Source organism: Nocardiopsis sp. MG754419 (assembly GCF_018207095.1).
GTDB lineage: Bacteria > Actinomycetota > Actinomycetes > Streptosporangiales > Streptosporangiaceae > Nocardiopsis.
The window spans coordinates 1-14,194 of the sequence record NZ_QOCZ01000146.1; the positions used below are offsets into that span (position 1 = coordinate 1).

A 14,194-nucleotide genomic window follows, 5' to 3' on the forward strand; every position below is an offset into this window, starting at 1 on the left:
GGGGTCGTGGGGGCGGGGACCGGCGTCGGATCCGAGGTCGTGTCGGTCGTGCCTCGGACGACGGTCCCCACTCCGCGCACGGCCTCCACCAGCCCCTCCCGACGCAGCGCGGCGAGCGCCTTGGTGGCGGTGGCCATCGCCACCCCCCACTCCCGGGTGATGTCCCGCGTCGAGGGCACCCGGTCCCCCGGCCGGAGTTCTCCGGCGTCGATGCGTGTGCGGATGTCGGCGACGATCCGCGCGTAGGGCGCGCGGCCGTCTTCCGAGGGCCTGGACATCGGTGTCCCCTTCCGGTCACTCCACGAGCGCTCAGAGTGTACTAGTGCACGCGTTGCCGGCGAAGTACACGGTCATCGACCGGCACCCCTCCCACATCGTCGAGAGCACTAGTGCACTACCCCTTGAAAGCCCATGAATCATGGCTTGCACAGGCATCTCATCATGTTTATGGTGTACGCGTACAGTGCATCACCCCACCGGGAACGCACCCGTCGCGCCCGGTTGCGTACGACGTCCACACCCGCCCCACCACGGTCCCCGCCGGAGGCCACCATGTCCCACACGTCCCTGTCCGCACCCCGGACCCCGGGCACCGCCCACAGCCCGCTCCCGCCGGACCGCCGGTCACTGGCGCCGGACCTGGCCCGCGGCGTCATGCTCCTGGTCATCGCGCTCGCCCACACACACCTGTTCACCGTGCTCATCGGTGGGCCCGAGACCATGGCGTCCACGGCGGACCGGATCGCCACCGCGGCCACCGTCATGTTCGTGGACCTGCGCGGCTATCCGATGTTCGCGGCGTTGTTCGGCTACGGACTCGCCCAGATCCACCGACGCCGCAGCGCACAGGGACGGGAGTGGCGCTGGACGCGCGGCCTGTTGCGCCGACGAGGATTCTGGCTGCTCCTCCTCGGGCTCCTGCACGCCGCGTTGCTCTTCCCCGGGGACATCCTGGCGGTCTACGGCGTGGTCGCCCTGCTCTTCGTGGGGGTCCTGCGGTTCCGCGACCGGACACTGGTGATCCTGGCGCTGGCCTGGCTGCCCCTGGCCGCGGTCGCCCACGCCGTGATCAACGCCGAGGTGGTCATGTCCGAGCAGGGCATGCCCACGCTGCCCGACGGCCTCGTGCCCGAGTTCCTCTTCCGCGTGGCCCTGTTCGCGGCCATCTCCGTGATGATGTTCCTCAGCACGGTCGTTCCGTTCCTGCTCGGGATCCTCGCGGCCCGCCACCACGTCCTGGAACGGCCCGAGGACCACCTGCGCCTGCTCCGGGTGACCGCGTTCGTCGGCATCAACCTGGCCGTGTGGGGCGGGCTCCCCCTGGCCCTGGTCAAGACGGGCGTGTGGGCCGACGCCACCTCTCTGGACGTACTCGTCATCTCGCCGTTGCACCAGGTGACCGGATACGCGGGAGGCCTGGGCTACGCGGCGCTCATCGCGCTGGTGGCCCACCGGCTGTCCGCACGGCGGGGGCCGGTCACCGAGGCCCTGGCCGCACTCGGTCAGCGCTCCATGACCTTCTACCTGTCGCAGTCCGTGGTGTGGGCCGTACTGTTCGCCTCCTACACCCTGCACCTGCAGTTCACGTCCCCCGCCCTCGGCGTGCTCCTGGCGGTGGCCGTGTGGGCGACCACGGTCGTGCTCGCCGACCTCATGCGCCGCCGGGGCATGCGCGGACCGGCCGAGACGGTCCTGCGTCGTCTCACCTACGGCCCGTCCCGCTGAGCGCGCTCGGGACCGAACGGGCCCGAGGGCTCAGGACACCCCGTGCCGTGCGGCCACCGCGTCGATCTCCGACGTCAGCGCACGGCGCCGGGCCACGCCCAGGAAGGACGCCTCGACCCCGTTGCGGGCCAGGCGCACCAGTCCCTCGGCACCGACCAGCTCGTGCGCGATCCGGTACTCGCCGGTGAGGTCGCTGCCGAACATCGTGGGGTCGTCACTGTTGAGGGTGACCAGCAGACCGGCGTCGAGCATGGCGGGCAGGGGATGGTCACCGATCCCCTCCACCGCGCGGGTCCGCAGGTTGGAGGTGGGGCTGACGTCGACGGGGATCTGCTCGTCGACCAGCCGGGCCACCAGGTCCGGGTCCTTCATGGAGTCGATGCCGTGCCCGATCCGCTCCGCGCCCAGGACGTCCAACGCCTCCCGCACCCGCACCGGTCCGCCGTGCTCACCGGCGTGCGGCAGGCTCGCCAGGCCCGCGGCCCGGGCCCGTCCGAACACCTCGGCGTAGGGCTCCAGCGGGGACTCCACCCCACCCACCCCGAACCCGATCACGCTCGGCGGGCCGTCCCGCAGCACCGCGTCCACCGTGCGTTCGGCCGACTCCACCCCGAAGTCGGCGGGGAAGTCGGGGATCCACCTGAGCCGGATCCCATGGTCGCGTTCGGCCTCCACCCTGGCCTGCTCGATGCCGTCGAACACCACCTTCGCCGGCACACCGCGCATCAGATGCGTGTACAGGCTCACGTGGACCTCGGCGTACCGCACGTTCTGCTCGGCCAACCGCCGCGCGACGACCGAGGCCAGCAACGCGAAGTCGGCCTCCTCGCGCAGAGTGCGCACCGAGGCCAGGTAGACCTCGATGAAGTGGGGGAAGTCGGTGAAGGCGTACCACGCGCGCAACTCGTCGAGGGTGTCCGGGATCCCCTCCACCCGGTGCCGTTTCGCCAGCTCGAAGAGGGTCTCGGCCGGCATCGAACCCTCCAGGTGGACGTGGAGCTCCACCTTGGGCAGAGCGTCGACGAGCGACCTGGCGGCGGCGGGGGAATCCTGCGACATGACGGCGACCTCGGGGTGCGGTACGGGTGTGGTCCGACTCCGTAACCTACGGGACGCGGCCCCCCGCTCGGGAACCCGGGACCACCGCCGTCACCGCCCCTCCCGGGCCGGTGCCGCCACCCCGCGCGGGACGGCCGCACTCGACCCCGGAGCCCGCACGCACCGCCACCACGACGGCCGCGCCTCACCCCGAGGCGGTGGCCCGCACCGCGAACGGCACGGGCCACCACGCCCCGAGGGGCGCGTCGGTCACACCGAGGGAAGGCCGCCGTCGACGCTGCGCGGCACACCGAGCGGGTTGTCGTTCCGCAGCTCCGCGGGCAGCAGGGAGTCCGGCACCGACTGGTAGGTGACCGGGCGCAGGAACCTGCGGATCGCGGTTGCGCCCACCGACGTGTGGCCGGGGGCCGTGGTCGCCGGGTAGGGGCCACCGTGGGTCATGGCGTAGGTGACCGCCACCCCGGTCGGCCACCCGTTCCAGAGCACACGACCGGCGACCGAGGCGCCGAGGGCGAGCAGGGCCGGGGCCACCGCGTCGTCCTCCTCCCCGTGCACGGTGACGGTCAACTGCCCGTGCAGGGCGCCGCCCACCTCCAACAACCGCCGTTCGTCGGAGTAGGTGACCACGAGGGTCGCCGGACCGAAGCACTCGGTCAGCAGCGCCTCGGAGTGCTCCAGCAGGGAGTCCAGGTCGGTCCGCAGCAGGGTCGGCGACCATCCCTCGTCGGTCCGGCGCCCCTGCACCAAGACCTCCGTGGCCGAGTGCCCGGACAGGTCGTCCAGCCCACGGCCGAAGCCCTCGGCGACCCGGTCGTTGAGCAGTGGCGCGGCCGCGCGTCCCTCGAAGTCGGAGACCAGCGCGTCCAGCTTCGCGCCCTCGGGGACGAACACCACCCCGGGCTTGGTGCAGAACTGGCCCGAGCCCATCGTGGCCGAGCCGGCGTAGCCCTCCAGGATCTCTGTGCCGCGGGCGGTCATGGCCGCGCGGGTCACGAAGACCGGGTTGACGCTGCCGAGCTCCCCGTAGAACGGGATGGGGTCGGGTCGCGAGACCGCCAGGTCGTACAGGGCGCGCCCACCGGGGATGGAGCCGGTGAAGCCGACCGCGCGCGTGGACGGGTGGGTCACCGCCCCCTTCCCGGCCTCGAAACCGCTGACCAGACCGAACACCCCTTCGGGGGCACCGGCCGCGGCCAGGGCCGCGACGACGACGTCGGTCGTGCGCCGGGCCAGCTCGGGGTGTCCGGGGTGGGCCTTGACCACGACCGGGCAGCCCGCGGCCAACGCCGAGGCGGTGTCGCCGCCCGCGGTGGAGAACGCGAAGGGGAAGTTGCTCGCCCCGAACACCACGACGGGGCCGAGGGGGACGAGGATGCGCCGCAGGTCCGGTCGCGGCGTGCCCCAGTCCGGGTCCGCGGTGTCGACCGTGGCCTCCAGGTACGCGCCCTCCTCCAGAAGGTCCGCGAACAGACGCAACTGGAAGGTGGTGCGGCCCAGTTCGCCGCGGCAACGCGCCTCGGGGTAGTGCGCCTCGGCCATCGCGACGGGGACCAGGTCCTCGGCCGCGGCGTCCAGGGCGTCGGCCACGGCGCGCAGCATGCGGGCGCGCTCGGCCGGGGTGATCGCGGCGAAGAGGGGCGCGGCCGCGGCCGCGCGCTCCATGACGGAGTCGAGTTCCTCCGCCGTGGTGTCGGGGATGTCCGTGGTCATGCCTGAGCCTCCTGGAGGGTGGATGTGCGAGCCACACCCCCACCATGCCATGTGCCGACTGCAAACGATTGCAGTGGGGGCCGCGCGCGGGCACCCCCGCATCCGTCGCACGGGGCGGACCGAGGCCCGCCCGGAAGGAAAACCGCGAACCCGGGTTCGGCACGCGACAATCCGACTACCGACAGCGACACCGCGCGGAACGTCCGACGAATGACCCCGGTTTCCCGCCGGCCGATCACCCGCTTTCACCTGCAACGACAGGGGAAACAGCGGAATCGGTCCGCGGTCGCCGCCACCCCCGGAACGAAACCGGAATTTCTTCGGAACCAGGTGAATACGGAAAGGCATCCTAGAGGATGTGACGACGAATTCCCGAAGCTCAACGCCCCCGCGCCCGCGACGGTCCCCGGAACCGAACCACGGGACCGCTCCCCAGCGTGAGAGCCGTGGGCCTGCCCGAGTCGCCCACGACGAACTCGCGTTCGCGCAGGCGCCCCTGCGCAGGCTCCCGGCGCAACAGCGCAGCATGGTCCGGGTCCAGCGCATGCTCGACTGCTGCGCCGAACTCCTCGACGAGGTCGGCTACGACAACCTGTCCACCACACGTATCGCCGAACGGGCCGGCGTGGCCATCGGCTCCGTCTACCAGTTCTTTCCGGACAAGAAAGCGATCACCCAGGCGCTCGGACTGCGTTTCCTCGACCAGTTCGGCACCCGGGTCACCGACCGCCTGGCCGACGTCTCCTTCACCCACTGGACCGGCGCCGTCGACACCATCATCGACGAGTACATCGACATGCACCGCAACGTGCCCGGCTTCCGCAGCCTGCACTTCGGCGACATCGTGGACACCCGCCTGCTCAGCGGCGGCACCGACAACAACCGGGTGATCTCGGTGCGCCTGCGCAAGATCGTCGTGTCCGTCGCCGGCATCCCCGACAACGACGAACTCGACCGTGCCCTCGACGTGTCCGTGGAGGCCGCCGACGCCGTCCTCAAGCTCGCCTTCCGTGACACCCCCGAAGGCGACCCGGCACTGGTGCACGAGGCCAAACGCCTCGTCAGCGGTTACCTGTCCCACTTCGCCGAACGCGACGGAGGTGAGCCTCCTTGGTAGTCGCCGCGTCCGCCCTCACGACACCGCGCACCGGAACCGCGGCGGGCGTGCCCTTCCTGGCCCTGCCCCCGGCCGTGGCGACCACCGCCCCGGCCCCACTCGTCCTCGGTCTGCACGCCTTCGAACCGCCCCGCAGCGAGTCGGCCCTCGCCGGAACCCTTCCCATGGCCGCGCTCCCGGCCTGGCGGGTCCACCTCGGTCTGCCCCAGTTCGGCGCCCGGCTGCCCGACGGTGGTGTCCCGGAGATCAACCGGCGCGGCGAACACGACTACCTGGTCGAACTCTTCGGTCCCATCGTGGAGGGGGCCGCCGCCGAACTCCACGGTGTCGTCACCGCCCTCCGCTCCGCCCTGCCCATCGCGGACACCCCGGTCGGACTCGTGGGGGTCGGGGCCGGAGCCACCGCCGTCCTCTTGGCCCTGGCCGAACGGCGCCTCCCGGTCGGCGCGGCCGCCGTCATCAACCCGATCATCGACCCCACCCTCCTGATGGCCGCCCGCGAACGCCGCACCGGCACCCCCTACCGCTGGAACCCCCGCTCCCAGAACACCCGCGGCCGGATGGACATGAGCGCACGGACCGCCGAGATCGTCAGGGACGGCACGCCGTTGCTGGTCGTGAGCGGAGGCGAGGACGATGTGTGCCCGCCCGACCACGGGCGCGCGTTCCACGCGGCGCTGGCGGCCCGCGCCCCCGGGAACATCGGAGGACGCGCCGACGACCATGCGCTCCGTCACATCGTGGTGCCGGACCTGGCACACTCGATCGGACCGGAACCCGGCCTCGAACCGGGACCGCTCACGCCCGCGGGGGTCCTCACCGATCGGGCCCTGACCGAGTGGTTCCACCGGCGCCTCCCCCTTCCCCCGCAGGTCCGGCAGGATCCGGCGGGCTGAACGACACCGCCCCGGGGTCGGCCCCGCCGTTCGGACGGCCGCTCCCCGACGTTCACCCGGGGCACCCCCGAGGCATCCCTCGTGTCCGGCTCCCGGCCACCGGCGCGTCAGACGGCGCGCGTTCCATGGGATCATCCAGTGGCGACCGCGCCAGCGGTCCCACCTGAACCGTTCATCCTTCAGGAGGGCGAACCACGTGACGGAACCGGCACCGGTCTTTGCCAGCGGGGTCGACAACGAACGGTTGAACGCGCAGCTGCGCTTCATCCTGGAAGTGGACAAGCTCAAGCGCGTCCTGCGGCAGAACATGCTGGTGGACGGCTCTCGTCGGGAGAACACCGCCGAACACTCCTGGCACCTGGTGCTCTGCGCCCGCACCTTCGCCGAATACGCGCCCGAGGGCACCGACATCGACCGTGTCGTCGAGATGCTCGCCCTCCACGACATCGTCGAGATCGACGCCGGGGACACCTTCGTCTACGACCACCGCAGCGCCGCGTCGCAGACCGAACGCGAACGCGCCGCGGCCGACCGCATCTTCCCCCTGCTCCCCGAGGACCAGGCCGAACGCGCCCGCGAGCTGTGGGAGGAGTTCGAGGCACGGCGGACGCCGGAGGCACGCTTCGGGCGGGCCGTCGATCGCCTGTCCCCCATGCTCGCCAACTGGCACAACGAGGGCGGCACCTGGGTGCGGTTCGGGGTCACCCGGGCCGAGGTCATGGCCAAGGTCAAGCTGATCACCGAGGGTTCCGAGGCCTTGGGCGCCTACGCGACGGCGCTCATCGACGACGCCGACCGGCGGGGCTACTTCCGCTCCTGACCGGGAGGGCCCGGATGGGGCGGACCGGCGCGGCCCCGCCCGGTGCGCGCGGGACGGGTCAGACCCGACCCAGGAGGATCTGCGCGGCGGCGGTCAGGCCGACGATCACCAGGACCACGCGCAGCGCCGTGGGGCTGAGCCTGCGGCCGAAGTTCGCCCCGAGGTAGCCGCCGACGATCGTCCCGGCCGCGATCAGGCCCACCACGGCCCACGCCGGCGAGGCCAGCACGATGTAGAACACGGCGGCCGTGCCGTTGGCGATGGTGGCGAGCGCGTTCTTGAGGGCGTTGAGCCGCTGGATGTCGTCGTCCAGGGTCGCGCCCAACAGGCTCATGAGGATGATGCCCTGCGCGGCCGCGAAGTAGCCGCCGTAGGTGCCCGCCCCATAGGCGCCGGCGGGCATCAGGACACCGCCGTTGGCGTGGGCCGGCTTCCGCGCCCTGGCCCACTTGGTGATCCGCGGTTGGAAGATGATGAGCACACAGGAGGCGCCGATCATGAACGGCACCACGGCCTCGAAGACGCCGGACGGCAGGTAGATCAGCAGCATCGCGCCGGTGAGCGCACCGAAGAAGGACATGGTCCCGAACCGGATGAGGCGGGTCCTCTGCCCGACCAGCTCACGCCGGTAGGCGATGGTGCCGCTGAGCGTCCCCGGGGCCAGGCCGATGCTGTTGGAGATCGTCGCGGTGATCGGTGGGTAGCCCAACGCCAGCAGTACGGGGAAGGTGAACAGGGTCCCCGACCCCGCGATCGCGTTGATGCCGCCGGCCGCCACCCCCGCCAGGAGAATGGCCACGGCCTCCCAGAGTTCCATCCCACCGCTTTTCCGCTCCGCAGCTCCCCGACCCTCGAGGGCCTGAACAGCCTACGAGACCCGTACACGCGATGATCAGGCCGGGTACGCCCTCACGCCGGTCCCCGCACAGGTGAGGCCCCGCCGTCCGGCGGGGCCTCCATGTTCGAGCCGCCCCCGACCGGCCGCCGGATGCGCGGCGGGCACGGGACGTTCCGGGATCCGGCCGGCTCGGGTGCGTTCCGGGGTCAGCTCGGGATCTTGACGACCTCGTTCTGGATGCGTTCGAAGGCGCTGCTCACACCCTGGAGGGCCTGTCCCATCTCCGCGGGGACGATCCACACCTTGTTGGCGTCGCCCTTGGCGATCTCCGGGAGCTTCTGGAGGTACTGGTAGGCGAGCACGTCCGGGTCGACCCGGCTGGTGTGCAGGGCCTTGAAGACCATGTGGATGGAGTCGGCCTCACCGCGCGCCCGCAACGTCTGCGCGTCGGCGTCCGCCTTCGCGATCACCATCTGCGCCTCGGCGTCACCCTTCGCCCGCAGCACCGACGAGGACCGTTCACCCTCGGCGCGCAGCACCGCCGCCTGCTTCTCACCCTCGGCGGTGAGGAGCTGGGCCCGCTTCTCGCGGTCGGCGCGCATCTGCATCTCCATCGCCTCCTGCACGGAGGACGGCGGCTCGATGCCCTTGAGCTCGATCCGGCTGATCTCGATGCCCCAGTCCCGCGTCGCCTCGTCCAGGACGGACTTCAGTTCGCGGTTGATCTGGTCCCGGGAGGTGAGCGTGCCCTCCAGGTTCATGCCACCGATGACGTTGCGCAGGGTCGCCAGGGTGAGCTGCTCGACCGCCTGGATGAAGTTGGCGACCTCGTAGGTGGCCCGGTAGGCGTCGACCACACGAATGTAGACCGCCGAGTCGACCTCGACCGCGAGGTTGTCCTCGGTGATGGCGGACTGCGGCGGGAAACTCACGACCTGGACACGACGGTCGATGCGTTCACGCACCTGGTCGACGCCGGGAATGACGATGTTGAAACCGGAGCTGAGTGTTCGGTGGAACTTACCGAAACGCTCGACCACGTCCTCCATCGAGTGCGGAACGATACGCACACTGCGCCAGAAAATGATGAGCAGGACGGCGACGAAGAGTGCGACGATGATGATCGATGTCACGGTTACCGGTCCTCCACCGTGTCGGGGAGGGTGACGGTGTTCAGTGGGGACATCTGGGGCGGCTCCGGATCTCCTGGCGGGGTGACAGGCGGCAGGGAGCGGACCACACCCTTGACCGCCCCTCATAAAGCGCGCCGAAATAGAGCGATCCGCTCACTGATCGATGACGCTACCCCATACCCATCCGGGTCGACCACATCCGGACGGAAATAGGAATTACGGACCAGAGGATTTTCGCCGTAAACACATCCCCAACCACTTCCGTCACAGAACCGCCCCGGTGGCCATGGCCACCGGGGCGATCAGGAGGGAGAAGTTCACGGAAGGGGGTGAGGGGTGCGCGAGCACGCGACGCGGGCGAGGAGCCCCCGATCGGCGCGGCGCCTCACACGGCCCGGGCCGTCCAACGGCCACCGTCACGCTCCACCTTCAACGGCAACCCGAAGACCTCGCTCAGGTGCTCCGCGGTCATCACCTCGTCCAACGGGCCGGCGTGCACCGCCCGACCGTCGCGGATGAGCAGCCCGTGGGTGAACCCGGGCGGGATCTCCTCCACGTGGTGGGAGACCACGACCAGCGCCGGCGCGGCCTCACTGTCCGCGAGCTTGCCCAGGCGGCGCAGTAGGTCCTCGCGCCCGCCCAGGTCCAGCCCGGCCGCGGGCTCGTCCAGGAGCAGCAGCTCGGGGTCCGACATCAGCGCGCGGGCGATCAACACCCGCTTGCGTTCACCCTCGGACAGGGTGTGGAAGGAGCGGTCGGCGAGCTCGGCCACCCCCCAGTGCCCCAGAAGCGCGCGGGCCCGCCCGTAGTCGGGGACCCCGTACTCCTCACGGAACCGGCCCAGGTAGCCGTAGGCGGCGCTCAACACCAGGTCGAGGACGGGGGTGTCCTCCTCGATCCGCGCGGACACCGAGGCCCCCGCGTAGCCGATCAGCGGCCGCAGCTCGAACACGTCCACGCCCCCGAGGTGTTCCCCGAGGATCTCCACCTTGCCCGCGGTGGGATACAGCTGGCTGGAGGCCACGTTCAGCAGGGTGGTCTTGCCGGCCCCGTTGGGGCCGAGGACGACCCAGCGCTCACCCTCCAGCACCGACCACTCGACGTCCTCCAGCAGAGAGGCCCCGCCGCGTCGTACCGTGACCCCGTTCAGGCCAAGAACTCGCCCGTCCATCATCCTCCTTCTCTCACGTCCCACGCCGGTGCACGGGCCGACCTACCCTGAAGTAATGCATCTGACGTCCGCACCACTCGTCGCCTGGGGCAACTCCTGGCTGTCGGGACACGTCGGGTTGGACGACGCCGTCGACGCCGTCGAACGTCGAGGCGGCCCCAACCTGATCGGGACAGTACCCCCAGGAGACCTGCCCTTCGACAGCGGCGTACCGCTGCGCACCGCACTGGTACGCCTTCGTGGCCTGGGGTTGTCCGCGTTCCGATTGGCGTTGCCCACCTGGGGCGACCCCTGCGGTCTGATCGGCCCGGCCGAACTCAACCAGGCGGCCATCGAGGCTCGGGAAGGGGTTCTGGTCCAGCTCGCCGAACGTCAGGTGGGCCTGGTGCCCTCCGTCGACCAGCGTGGTTCATCCTACTTAGGCGTTTCGTGGGCTCCGTATCCGGCGCATGACGGTATTCCGCAGATGCCCGACCTCGCCGACGCCGAACGGCGACTCAAGCTCACCCTGCTGCGGGTCGCCGAACAGCTCCAGGGGGTCGACGACATCGCCTCCTACGCACCGTCCGTCCACCGCGCGCTGGGGGACCTGGGCGACTCGGGCACCCCGCCGCTCGCCTACGGATACCCGAAGCGCGCCCACCGGGTGGCGGCCCAGGCCGAACGGCTCGCCAAGGTGGTGGAACTCGCCGAACCCGGGTCGGGGCGCGGCCTGAACGCCTACCAGGTAGAGCTACGGGCCCAGGCCCTGCGCGACCTGGACGGAGTGGTGCGGCGCGCCCTGATCGCCGCGCACGCCGCCATAGAACTGTCCTGACCCCGATGCGGCCCCACACCCGAGGCCCCTCTCACGGGGCCCGGGGGGCGGGAGGAACGTCCCTGCGGGCCGGGAGCGCGACCTCGGCGTGCGGGCTTCCGGTGGAGGCTCGGGAGCCGGGGGGTGGTGCCCCGGAGCGGGGAATCGGCGCCGGTCGCACCCCCGCGGGGGGATGGTCCGGAGCACGGCCGGATGGGACCCTGGGGTCGGGGGCGGGAAGACTCCGGGACAAACCAGGGGCGTCACCTGATCCGGGAGCTCACCGAACGCGTCGATACTGGTGGGTGAGGCCGTTCCCGGCCGACCCACCGAGGAGGAGAGCCGTCATCATGCAGCCCGATCACATCCGAGCTTCCGACACGGACCGGGACCAGGTTGCCGAACGGCTTCGGGAGGCGCTGGCCGAGGGCCGTCTCAGCCCCGTCGAGCACGAGGAGCGCCTCGACACCCTCTACAAGGCCAAGACCATCGGTGAGCTCGCCCCCATCGTGTCCGACCTGCCCGGCTTCGGCGCGCACGGCCCCGCGGGCCTGAGCGTCACGGAGCGCGCCGACGGCACCGACGGCATGGAGGTGCTGGGCAGCGACGCCCGTGACCTCGCCGGACAGAGCAAGGGCTCGGAGAACCTGGTGGCGGTGTTCGGCGCCGCGGAGCGACGCGGACGGTGGCTCGTCGAACCCCGCACCAACGTGTCGGTGCTCTGCGGCGGTGTGGAACTGGACCTGCGCGAGGCGGTCCTGAGCAAGCACGAGGTCACCATCCAGCTCGCCGTCATCCTCGGAGGAGTGGACATCACGGTGCCGCACGGCGTTCGAGTGATCAACAACACGTCGGCCATCCTCGGCGGCACCGACCTCCACGGCACGGATCAGGTCACCGACCCCAACGCCCCGGTCGTACACCTGACCGGAACCTGCATGCTGGGCGGGGTCGACGTCAAGGCGAAGAAGGTCAAGAAGAAGCGCAAGGGCAAGCGGGAGAAGTGACCTCGCTCGCACCCTGGGCGCCGCCGGGACACGGCTATCTGTCCACATAGTGAACGAGCTGCGAAAACCCCCTCCCCTACCCGTCACAGGCATCTCCCGGCCGAGTACCGTGGACTACGCCATGAGTGATGAATCCACGTTGTTGGTAACGATGACCGGGCACGACCGTCCTGGTATCAGCGCGCGCCTGTTGAGCGCCCTCTCCGTCTTCCCGGTGACCATCGTCGACCTGGAGCAGGTCGTCCTCGGTGGGCGCCTGGTCCTGGGGACCGTCTTGGAGGTGGACGAGAAGGTGGCCCCCGGGGTGAGCCACCAGCGGGTCTACGAGGAGGTCCGCTCCGCCCTCGACAAGACCGCGGTCGACCTCGACATGGAGGTCGAGTACGCCCACGGCAACGGCCGGGTCAACTCCACCGGTGAGGCACGACTGCACGTCACCGTGCTCGCCTCCCCACTGCGTCCCGGAGCACTCGGCGCCATCACCTCGTGTGTGGCCCGCTCCGGCGCGAACATCGACCGCATCGAGCGGCTGTCGGCCTACCCGGTGACCTCCGTGGAGATGGAGATCTCCGGGGGCAACGCGGACCAGCTCCGGGCGGAACTGGCCATGGAGTCCGCCACCCAGGGCGTGGACGTCGCCGTGCAGGCCGGCGGCCTGCACCGGCGCAGCAAGCACCTGGTCATCATGGACGTGGACTCGACCCTCATCCAGGGCGAGGTCATCGAGCTCCTCGCCGCCCACGCCGGCTGTGAGGACGAGGTCGCCAAGGTCACCGAGGAGGCCATGCGCGGCGAGCTGGACTTCGAGGAGTCGCTCCGCCGCCGGGTCGCCCTGCTGGAGGGCCTGGACGCCTCCGCCATCGACAAGGTGCGCGAGGAGATCCAGCTGACCCCCGGCGCCCGTACCCTGGTGCGCACCCTCAAGCGCCTGGGCTACGAGTGCGGCATCGTCAGCGGCGGGTTCACCCAGATCACCGACGTCCTGGTGGAACGCCTCGGTCTGGACTATTCCGCGGCCAACACCCTGGAGGTCGTCGACGACCGGATCACCGGGCGGCTGCTCGGCCCGATCATCGACCGCAAGGGCAAGGCCACCACCCTGCAGCGGTTCGCCGCGGAGGCCGGGGTCCCCCTGAACCAGACCGTGGCCATCGGCGACGGCGCCAACGACCTCGACATGCTCCAGACCGCCGGCCTGGGCGTCGCCTTCAACGCCAAGCCCGTCGTCCGCCGCCAGGCCGACACCTCGGTGAACGTGCCCTACCTGGACGCCATCGCGTTCATCCTGGGCATCACCCGCGAGGAGATCGAAGCCGCCGACCTCGCCGCCGAAGCCCACGACTAGACCTCACCGAACGACTGTCCACAGGCCACGGCCCGCCGGCCGGCGGTGACCGTGGTTCCTGTGGTCTCCTCGATATCGGGGGGTCTCCGCTTTCCGGCGGTCTCGTGCTGCCCAGGGTCGGATTCCCCGCGCTCCGCACTCGCGTTCCGAGGCACAGGTGGAATGCCCGCAGGGGAGGTCCACCGGTTCCTCGCTCAGACCCATGGTGTCAGGGGCGATCGCGAACCTCGCGCCGCGTCCATTTCGATTCTCGGTCGGCGAAAACAGCCGTCCGGGCGAAAGGGGGGACGCATGTCCCAGACGTGATCGAGGGTGGCCACCGGGGACGCGTTTCACCCGGATCGCCTGGTGCGGGTGGTTCGTTGCTCTGCTCAAGCCGACGGGTACGCAGCCGATGAGGGCACCGGGGGCAGAGTGGTAATCGGGCCGGTCACGGCCGAACACGGGCCTGTGAGGGCCCTGTGGGTCCCGACCACCGGGCGCCCTCTCCGCGAACCGCCGTCGCAGCCGAGCGGAACGAAACGGAACACCACACGGCAGAACCCCACCCGTTTCCGGGCACAAAAAAAGGGGGGCC

Annotated in this window: 13 protein-coding genes; 7 read left to right on the forward strand and 6 right to left on the reverse strand. The window is 70.7% G+C overall.

Annotated elements, in window-relative coordinates; genetic code table 11:
• The coding region (locus tag DSY14_RS22475; protein ID WP_211718604.1) for a GntR family transcriptional regulator at positions 1-278 on the reverse strand (278 nt) is incomplete at its 3' end.
• Between the two features lie 274 nt (positions 279-552).
• Here DSY14_RS22475 and DSY14_RS22480 point away from each other — a divergent pair.
• Positions 553-1,725, forward strand: coding sequence for a DUF418 domain-containing protein (locus DSY14_RS22480; RefSeq protein WP_211718605.1), 1,173 nt, complete (start codon positions 553-555; stop codon positions 1,723-1,725).
• 30 nt (positions 1,726-1,755) lie between these two features.
• On the opposite strand, the gene add is transcribed toward DSY14_RS22480, so the two are convergent.
• On the reverse strand, positions 1,756-2,784 hold the full coding sequence (gene add, locus DSY14_RS22485; RefSeq protein WP_211718606.1) for an adenosine deaminase: 1,029 nt from the start codon (positions 2,782-2,784) through the stop codon (positions 1,756-1,758).
• A gap of 249 nt (positions 2,785-3,033) precedes the next feature.
• Positions 3,034-4,494 carry an aldehyde dehydrogenase (NADP(+)) gene (locus tag DSY14_RS22490; RefSeq protein ID WP_211718607.1) on the reverse strand — a complete coding sequence of 487 codons (1,461 nt, stop codon included), beginning with the start codon at positions 4,492-4,494 and terminating at the stop codon, positions 3,034-3,036.
• 526 nt (positions 4,495-5,020) lie between these two features.
• Here DSY14_RS22490 and DSY14_RS22495 point away from each other — a divergent pair.
• The 3 genes from DSY14_RS22495 (at position 5,021) to DSY14_RS22505 (ending at position 7,327) form a co-directional block, all read left to right on the forward strand.
• Complete coding sequence (locus DSY14_RS22495; RefSeq protein WP_211718608.1) at positions 5,021-5,611, forward strand: TetR family transcriptional regulator; 591 nt, start codon at positions 5,021-5,023, stop codon at positions 5,609-5,611.
• A complete protein-coding gene (locus DSY14_RS22500) occupies positions 5,605-6,507 on the forward strand; it encodes a S9 family peptidase (RefSeq protein ID WP_211718609.1) in 903 nt (300 codons plus the stop codon). The genes DSY14_RS22495 and DSY14_RS22500 overlap by 7 nt, the downstream gene beginning before the upstream one ends.
• A 196-nt stretch (positions 6,508-6,703) precedes the next feature.
• Positions 6,704-7,327, forward strand: a complete 624-nt coding sequence (locus DSY14_RS22505) for an HD family hydrolase (RefSeq protein WP_211718610.1) — start codon at positions 6,704-6,706, stop codon at positions 7,325-7,327.
• A gap of 58 nt (positions 7,328-7,385) precedes the next feature.
• Here DSY14_RS22505 and DSY14_RS22510 read toward each other — a convergent pair whose 3' ends face one another.
• The 3 genes from DSY14_RS22510 to DSY14_RS22520 form a co-directional block, all read right to left on the reverse strand.
• The gene (locus tag DSY14_RS22510) at positions 7,386-8,144 is read right to left on the reverse strand and encodes a sulfite exporter TauE/SafE family protein (protein ID WP_211718611.1); all 759 of its coding nucleotides are present in this window, start codon (positions 8,142-8,144) and stop codon (positions 7,386-7,388) included.
• A gap of 227 nt (positions 8,145-8,371) precedes the next feature.
• Complete coding sequence (locus DSY14_RS22515) at positions 8,372-9,298, reverse strand: SPFH domain-containing protein (RefSeq protein ID WP_211718612.1); 927 nt, start codon at positions 9,296-9,298, stop codon at positions 8,372-8,374.
• A 385-nt stretch (positions 9,299-9,683) separates the two neighbouring features.
• Complete coding sequence (locus tag DSY14_RS22520) at positions 9,684-10,469, reverse strand: ABC transporter ATP-binding protein (protein ID WP_211718616.1); 786 nt, start codon at positions 10,467-10,469, stop codon at positions 9,684-9,686.
• 55 nt (positions 10,470-10,524) lie between these two features.
• On the opposite strand from DSY14_RS22520, the gene DSY14_RS22525 reads away from it, so the two are divergent.
• The 3 genes from DSY14_RS22525 to serB all read left to right on the forward strand — a co-directional run bounded on the left by DSY14_RS22525 (position 10,525) and on the right by serB (position 13,617).
• A complete protein-coding gene (locus tag DSY14_RS22525; RefSeq protein WP_211718613.1) occupies positions 10,525-11,286 on the forward strand; it encodes a hypothetical protein in 762 nt (253 codons plus the stop codon).
• 329 nt (positions 11,287-11,615) lie between these two features.
• Complete coding sequence (locus DSY14_RS22530) at positions 11,616-12,272, forward strand: DUF1707 domain-containing protein (protein WP_211718614.1); 657 nt, start codon at positions 11,616-11,618, stop codon at positions 12,270-12,272.
• 121 nt (positions 12,273-12,393) lie between these two features.
• Positions 12,394-13,617, forward strand: coding sequence for a phosphoserine phosphatase SerB (gene serB / locus DSY14_RS22535; RefSeq protein WP_211718615.1), 1,224 nt, complete (start codon positions 12,394-12,396; stop codon positions 13,615-13,617).
• Positions 13,618-14,194: the final 577 nt, after the last annotated feature.